Below are 6,145 nucleotides of genomic sequence, written 5' to 3'. Positions count from 1 at the left end.
GCTCGTGTACCCCGAAGGGCCTTACCGCTCGACTTGCATGTGTTAAGCACGCCGCCAGCGTTCGTCCTGAGCCAGGATCAAACTCTCCGTTGAAATCCATATGTCAACCACGGACAAGCCGCGGAAAACAGACTAACGAAAAACGATCCATTGCAATCAGAAACAAATCAAACTGACTTGAATCCAGAAAAATTACAAAGGAATCCGACACGAATCAACAATGAGCGAACCCACCAACCTCGAAGAGGTCAGCAGACCCACACGCCGAGACCCGTGAACGGGGTTAATGCTAAATTTCGGCATTGACTTTCGGCACGCTGTTGAGTTCTCAAGAATCGGACGCACACCGCGCTTCATTCTTTCGTTTGAAGCTCCGGGGCAACCCGCCAGACTTTACTATTTCGTCCGGGGCCGGTCAAATCGGCCCCTTTCGTCCTAGTCTCTCTGCACGTCTCAGTGCCCGAAACCCGCTCAGGGCGTGTTTCGGTAGCCAGGACCTTCAGGGAGTTCGGAGCATCCGGCCGCTTTCGCGTCCCGCACTCGCTCCGACAAGGGGAACATTACTGACGTTCGCGGCGAAGATGCAAATCGGGGTCGAGGCCCTGTCCGGACCCCGGATCTAGCCCACCTTCGGGCAGGTGATCTCCCCGTCGTTCTGGACGAAGACGATCGCCTTGCCCGACCCCTCAGCACGTAGCACGGTGTCCGCCGTACGGCAGCCGAACGACCCCTGCGAGCGAGGCGCGAACGTCATCGGCACCTGCCCCGGGAAGGTCACCGACAGCCGGCCTTCGTCACGTACCACGGTGAACGCCGAGCCAGGGCGCAACTCGTACGTGCCCTCGAGCGCCGCGAGCTCGTCGAGCCCGGGCCACTCCGGCTCGTCCAGGTCCGCGGGATGGTCCTTCCACCCGTACGACGAGGCGATCGTGGCGAAGGCCCTCTGGACGACATACGAACCGTTGTCGCCATTGGTCATCACCGCAGCGCCTTGTCCCGTATCCCGGTAGGCCAGCAGGTGGCACTTGAAGCCGTGGTTGCCGCCACTGTGGCCGAAGGTCGTCCCACCATTCCCCAAGAACAACCCGAGACCGAGCGCATCCAGCCCGCCGATCCGATCGGACGACAGCACCTGCTGAGTGAGCATCTCCCTCGCCAGCTCCGGGGACAGCAGCGCTCCGTCGGCGCCGGCGTACGCGCTTTGGACGGCTATGGCGAAGGTGCAGAGGTCACTGGGGGTGGTCCAGAGGCCGGCCGCCGCCAGCTCGGGGTACGTGTGCCAGCGTCCATCGACCGCGCGCCCGAACTCGTCGTGCGCGGTGGCGGCACGCGCATGCGATTCCTCGGGAAGAGGTTGTGCGTAGTCACTCGACGACATCCCGAGCGGATCCAGGACCAGCTCGCGCAGGAGCTCCCGGAACGGCGTACCGGTGACGTCTTCCAGGAGTTGCTGCATGATCACGGTTCCGCCGCCGGAGTACCGGAACTGGGTGCCGGGCACTGTGTCGACCCGTACTCCGAAGGTGTTCGTCGGGCGAACGCCGTCGAGGACCTGCAAAGGTGTCGGTACTTCGGCGTCGTGTGCGTAGCCGGGGAATCCGTGCACGGTCAGACCCGCACTGTGGCTCGCCAGGTGGCGCAAAGTGACCACGGGCTGCCAGTCGCCGGTGGGTGGCAGCTGCCAGGAGGTGAGCCGACGGTTCACGTCCTCGTCGAGGTCGAGCAGACCTCTGTCGACCAGGCGGAGCATGGCGAAGACCGCGATCGGCTTGCTGATCGAGCAGGCCTGGAACAACCTGTCCGGCGTGACCGGATCCGCCCGGCCGGCGTCGACGACTCCCGCACTCCCCCGGTCGACGATCTCGCCGCCGTCGATCAGCGCCCAGCTGACCCCCGGCACCTTGAACTTCTCGAGTTCCGCCCCGATCCCGTCCCGCAGTACGTCGGTCAACTCCGTCGCCTCCCCTGGCTCAAGTGCTCGGAGCCTAGTTGCGCGACGGGGCATTGAACGGCCGCGGAGGCCCGGGGTGCCAGGCGTCCGCGGCCGTCGACTCGGTCACCGCGACGGCTGGGGTGCCTCGCAGTCGATCTTCGGGTTGGCGCCGATGTAGTTCAACGGCCCCGCGATGATGGTCACGAGGATCGTGCCCACCTTGGCGCAGGTGGCGTCCGAACCGGAGAAGTACTCTCGCTGCCCTGCGGCGGCGACACCGATCAACAACCACACGACGACAACGATCGTGACGATGCGAGAACCTGTCGTAGAAGCTCTACGAGTGCGCATGGCTACCTTCCTGACACTGGTCCACCCCCGTGGATCCACAATCTGGTGCCCGCCGACCACGCAGCGAAAACGTCCGGACCTCCTTGTCGATTCGCAGCCCGCTCGTTCGTCAGCTCTGTGAGCGCCCACCAGGGGCGGTCCGCGGGCGTTTCGGCGGTCGCGGGACGGAAAGGAATCACCATGAGCAAGTACCTGTACCTGTACCGCGGGCCGGCCACCCCGATGGAGGACTTCACCCCCGAGCAGGGTGAAGAGCAGATGAAGGCCTGGACCGAGTGGATGGGCAAGGCGGCGTCCGCGATCGTCGACCAGGGGAACCCGTTGGTTCCGAAGGCCTCGGTGCGCGACGACGGCTCGGCGACCGAGCCGAGTGACCAGAACGGCTACACCATCGTCGAGGCGGCGGACCTCGACGCCGCCCAGGCGTTGCTGGTCGGCCACCCGTTCCTGTCCGAGGGCAAGGGCCGCTTCGCGGTGGAGATCTTCGAGATCCAGCCGATGTAGGCGCGCTCAGAGGTAATGCGCTCAGATCTCGGCGAACTCGAAGTACGGCTTGATCTCGGCGTTGACGTAGGCGCCGATGCTCGGAGCCGCAAGCAGGCCGGCGTACGTCGGCTGGGGGACGTCGTAGTACAGGTAGACGCTGCCGTTGACGTACTCCAGCTCCAGCGTGCGCTTGGCGACGTCGTACCCGACCGACCTGACACTCGCCGACTCCACCAGTCGCCGCCTCATCGCGCGTCTCCTCACCGACATCACGTCCTCGACCTCGGACATGATGCCCGGCGCGGCGGCCCGAAACCTTCTCGACCGCGGTCATGTCTGTACTTCGTCGAGACGGGTTGCGGTGTCCGCCTGGGTCGGGGCCTTCGGGGGTTGCAGGGCGGCGAGCACGCGGGCCAGTTCGCCGACGACTGCGTGGAGCTGGCTGACCACAGAGGTGTCCAGGGTGATCGGGTCGTCGTCGGGCGGCGGGAGGTTGAGGTTCGAGGCGAAGCGGGTGCGGGTGTCCTCGGTGGCGAGGGTGAGCGAGGTGTCCAGCGCCTCCTGGAGTTGAGGGCTGGGCACCATGCCGGGGCGCTCGCGCCACTTCGCGATCGTCCGTGGGGAGACGCCGAGGTGCTCGGCGAACGCCTCGTTGGTCAGGCGCATCGCCGCCTGCAAGGCGCGCGCATGCCTGCCGGTCCACTGATCGATGACTGTCATCGGCTCACTCCCAGCTCGACTACTCTATGCAATCAGATTACGACGATCGGGTGAGCGGATGGGTGCCTGATCAGTGCCCTGTGGATACAGCGCCGGTTCGTGGTTCGGCGCTGGCTGCGGGCGTTGACTGTCGGACATGGACGAGACCAGCGGAAGACCCGCGACGATGCTCCGGCCGCGGCGGCGTCACCTGAAGATCGCCGTGCCGACAGGACCACGGCGGTTTCAGCTCGTGCGGCACGTCGACATCTCCGGAGTCAGCGGTACGGGGGTGGTCGCGGAAGGCGTCGAGTGGACCGACGGCTCGGTCACCCTGCACTGGGGAGGCCGCTACCCGACGACAACCGTCTGGCAGGACGGGGTCGACGCCCTGCTGTCCGTGCACGGCCACAACGGCGCGACCACGATCCAATGGCTCGACTGATCTCGGTAGGGCGCGGCGCAGCAACCCCCTGCAAAAGGTCGCCGGCCCTACCGACTACTCCGAGAGCATCAGCTGAGCGTGTCCGTTGTCATCGGCCCGGCCGTCCTCGAGCGCCTCGACCGGCAGATCATTGGCGGCCGCCGACAACCGGGTGAGCGTGCCGAGCAGGTCGACGCACTTCGCGACCTCACCCGGATTGTTGGCGAGCCACCAGACCGCGGCCGAACCCGGAGTCGCCAGCACGTCATCCCTGACATAGGCGCGTTTCTCCTGCTGCAGTTGACGTTCCAGCGACGAGGTCTGCGCTTTGCGGTGCAGGGCGGTGACGACCTGGAGGTGCTTGAGGTCGGCGACGGACAGCTTGAGACGGACCTCGGTCGCCCACGTTCGCACCTGACCTTCTTCGTCCAGATCCGGTTCGCCGAGCAGGGCGGCGAGTCGGTGCTGGTTGAGCGCCTCTTCGGTTGGTTGCTGGCCGATCGTCAGCGCCTTAGCGCGGCTGACCGGAGCGACGCCTCGCGTGTCGCTGACCGCGATACCCCGGTACTGCGACTGTGGCCGGTTACCTCTGTACCGCGACCGTGGCCGGCCGCGGCGGCGGTCAGCCGGCCAGGGAGCGGAGGGCTCGACGGGAGGGAGTCAGCAGGACGGGCTTGTAGGGGCAGCGGGTGTCGGTGAGCGTCTCGTAGGCGCGGATCGCCCGGTCCGCGGCGTCCCAGCCCTGCTCGGCGGGGCTCTTCCCCAGGCCGCGGTTGCGGACCAGGGCGCCGTAGAAGGCCGAGCAGAAGACGGTCGCCTCGTACCAGCCGACCACCGTGCTGGTGCCGATGTAGGTGATCTCGTCCTGCAGGCAGTCGCGGATCGCCCGCTGCCACTTGCCGATGCCCGTCTTGCAGCCGTCGGCGATCACCACTCCGCTGGCGATGCCCCACGACCGGTCCAGGAACCAGTCCGCGAGAGCGGTCAGGGAGACCTGGGTCTGACCGTCCGTCGACAGGAACGACGGCTCCTCGCTGTGGTCACCGTGCGCCATCACGTGGAGCACGGTCGAGGGCGTGGTCAGCGCGGAGAAGGCCGTCTCATGGTCGCGGGTCCGGACGAAGTTCACGTCGATCACCGGGCTGTTCCAGCCGGCGTTGATGTTGCTGGTGATCCCCTGCACGAAGGTCATCGAGGCGTCGAAGGAACTGTCCAGGCCGAGGTCCACCAGCGTGATCAATCGGTTCTTCATCGCCCACCCCTCGAACGAGTCCCGGTCCCCCGGCCTCCGAGGTCCCGCCCCATCATGACCCAGCCCGCCGACAGTTTCGCCTCCCGGTCCACGGATGAGTCCGCGGATGGGTCCACCGCTACGGTGGCGGGAGCGCGCCTACCACCTGGAGGATGTCCGATGAGCGAACTCGCACCGACCGTCACGCTGAGCAACGGAGCCAGTCTGCCCCGGCTGGGTCTCGGCACCTCGCCGATGAACGACGACGAGGTCGAGCGCGCCGTAGTACAGGCGCTGGAGGTCGGGTACCGCCTGGTCGACACCGCGGAGGCGTACCGGAACGAGGTGGGCGTCGGGCGCGGGTTGGAGGCGTCCGGAGTCCCGCGGGACGAGGTGTTCGTGACCTCGAAGTTCAACAAGCACCGGCACAGCGTCGAGGGGGCGCGAGCGGCCTTCGAGGCGAGCGCGGAGAAGCTCGGCGTCGAGTACCTCGACCTGCTGCTGATCCACTGGCCGAACCCGGAACACGGCCAGTACGTCGAGGCGTGGCGCGGCCTGATCGAGCTCCGCGAGGCGGGGCTGGTCCGCGCGATCGGCACCTCCAACTTCAAGCCGTCCCACCTTCAGAGGCTGATCGACGAGACCGGTGTGGCCCCCGAGGTCAACCAGATCCAGCTGAGCCCTATCTGGACGAAGCAGGCGGAGCGCGACTACCACACCGCCCACGGCATCGTCACGGAGTCCTGGAGCCCCCTCGGCAAGGGCAGCGATCTCCTGGACCACCCCACCGTCACAGCAGCCGCCAAGGCCCATGACAAGACTCCAGGGCAGGTCGTGCTCCGCTGGCACGTCCAGCAGGACCTCGTACCGATCCCCAAGTCCTCCAACCGCGAGCGCCTCGAGCGGAACCTCGCGGTCTTCGACTTCGAGCTGACAGCCGACGAACTGGCCGCGCTGTCAGCCCTGGACGGGACCGGTCGAGCCCCAGCCGACTCAGACAAGACCGGCCACTGACCACGAC

9 protein-coding genes and 1 rRNA gene are annotated in these 6,145 nt (G+C 66.6%); 3 read left to right on the top strand and 7 right to left on the bottom strand.

Annotated elements, in window-relative coordinates; all coding sequences use genetic code 11:
* The 3 genes from EV648_RS32130 to EV648_RS32120 all read right to left on the bottom strand — a co-directional run.
* Positions 1-93: ribosomal RNA gene (locus EV648_RS32130) — 16S ribosomal RNA — on the bottom strand; the annotation flags it as partial.
* A gap of 526 nt (positions 94-619) precedes the next feature.
* Entirely contained in the window at positions 620-1,951 is a 1,332-nt protein-coding gene (locus tag EV648_RS32125) for a serine hydrolase (protein WP_241995794.1), read from the bottom strand.
* Between the two features lie 105 nt (positions 1,952-2,056).
* Positions 2,057-2,227 carry a hypothetical protein gene (locus tag EV648_RS32120; protein WP_241995792.1) on the bottom strand — a complete coding sequence of 57 codons (171 nt, stop codon included), beginning with the start codon at positions 2,225-2,227 and terminating at the stop codon, positions 2,057-2,059.
* A 237-nt stretch (positions 2,228-2,464) separates the two neighbouring features.
* On the opposite strand from EV648_RS32120, the gene EV648_RS32115 reads away from it, so the two are divergent.
* The gene (locus EV648_RS32115; RefSeq protein WP_132298864.1) at positions 2,465-2,788 is read left to right on the top strand and encodes a YciI family protein; all 324 of its coding nucleotides are present in this window, start codon (positions 2,465-2,467) and stop codon (positions 2,786-2,788) included.
* Positions 2,789-2,809: 21 nt separating this feature from the next.
* Here EV648_RS32115 and EV648_RS32110 read toward each other — a convergent pair whose 3' ends face one another.
* Both EV648_RS32110 and EV648_RS32105 read right to left on the bottom strand, forming a co-directional pair.
* Positions 2,810-3,019 carry a KTSC domain-containing protein gene (locus EV648_RS32110; protein ID WP_132298863.1) on the bottom strand — a complete coding sequence of 70 codons (210 nt, stop codon included), beginning with the start codon at positions 3,017-3,019 and terminating at the stop codon, positions 2,810-2,812.
* Positions 3,020-3,100: 81 nt separating this feature from the next.
* Positions 3,101-3,490: a helix-turn-helix domain-containing protein gene (locus tag EV648_RS32105; protein WP_132298862.1), complete on the bottom strand. Its 390-nt coding sequence runs from the start codon at positions 3,488-3,490 to the stop codon at positions 3,101-3,103.
* 136 nt (positions 3,491-3,626) lie between these two features.
* On the opposite strand from EV648_RS32105, the gene EV648_RS32100 reads away from it, so the two are divergent.
* The gene (locus EV648_RS32100; RefSeq protein ID WP_199234926.1) at positions 3,627-3,914 is read left to right on the top strand and encodes a hypothetical protein; all 288 of its coding nucleotides are present in this window, start codon (positions 3,627-3,629) and stop codon (positions 3,912-3,914) included.
* 54 nt (positions 3,915-3,968) lie between these two features.
* Here the strand turns inward: EV648_RS32100 and EV648_RS32095 are convergent, their stop codons facing one another.
* Both EV648_RS32095 and EV648_RS32090 read right to left on the bottom strand, forming a co-directional pair.
* Positions 3,969-4,307, bottom strand: a complete 339-nt coding sequence (locus EV648_RS32095) for a hypothetical protein (protein WP_241995790.1) — start codon at positions 4,305-4,307, stop codon at positions 3,969-3,971.
* A 208-nt stretch (positions 4,308-4,515) separates the two neighbouring features.
* The gene (locus EV648_RS32090) at positions 4,516-5,145 is read right to left on the bottom strand and encodes a hypothetical protein (RefSeq protein WP_132298861.1); all 630 of its coding nucleotides are present in this window, start codon (positions 5,143-5,145) and stop codon (positions 4,516-4,518) included.
* Positions 5,146-5,304: 159 nt separating this feature from the next.
* Here EV648_RS32090 and EV648_RS32085 point away from each other — a divergent pair, with 159 nt between their 5' ends.
* Positions 5,305-6,138 carry an aldo/keto reductase gene (locus EV648_RS32085; RefSeq protein ID WP_132298860.1) on the top strand — a complete coding sequence of 278 codons (834 nt, stop codon included), beginning with the start codon at positions 5,305-5,307 and terminating at the stop codon, positions 6,136-6,138.
* Positions 6,139-6,145 lie beyond the last annotated feature (7 nt).

The organism is Kribbella sp. VKM Ac-2568 (genome assembly GCF_004345365.1).
Classification (GTDB): Bacteria; Actinomycetota; Actinomycetes; order Propionibacteriales; family Kribbellaceae; genus Kribbella; species Kribbella orskensis.
Note: the sequence above shows the minus strand (reverse complement) of the source record. Positions and strands in the feature narration are given on the sequence as shown.

Bases quoted from the DNA above. Each gene is read 5' to 3' on its own strand.
- EV648_RS32110 (WP_132298863.1), bottom strand. From the start codon at position 3,019: ATGAGGCGGCGACTGGTGGAGTCGGCGAGTGTCAGGTCGGTCGGGTAC.
- EV648_RS32085 (WP_132298860.1), top strand. From the start codon at position 5,305: ATGAGCGAACTCGCACCGACCGTCACGCTGAGCAACGGAGCCAGTCTG.
- EV648_RS32100 (WP_199234926.1), top strand. From the start codon at position 3,627: ATGGACGAGACCAGCGGAAGACCCGCGACGATGCTCCGGCCGCGGCGG.
- EV648_RS32105 (WP_132298862.1), bottom strand. From the start codon at position 3,490: ATGACAGTCATCGATCAGTGGACCGGCAGGCATGCGCGCGCCTTGCAG.
- EV648_RS32090 (WP_132298861.1), bottom strand. From the start codon at position 5,145: ATGAAGAACCGATTGATCACGCTGGTGGACCTCGGCCTGGACAGTTCC.
- EV648_RS32115 (WP_132298864.1), top strand. From the start codon at position 2,465: ATGAGCAAGTACCTGTACCTGTACCGCGGGCCGGCCACCCCGATGGAG.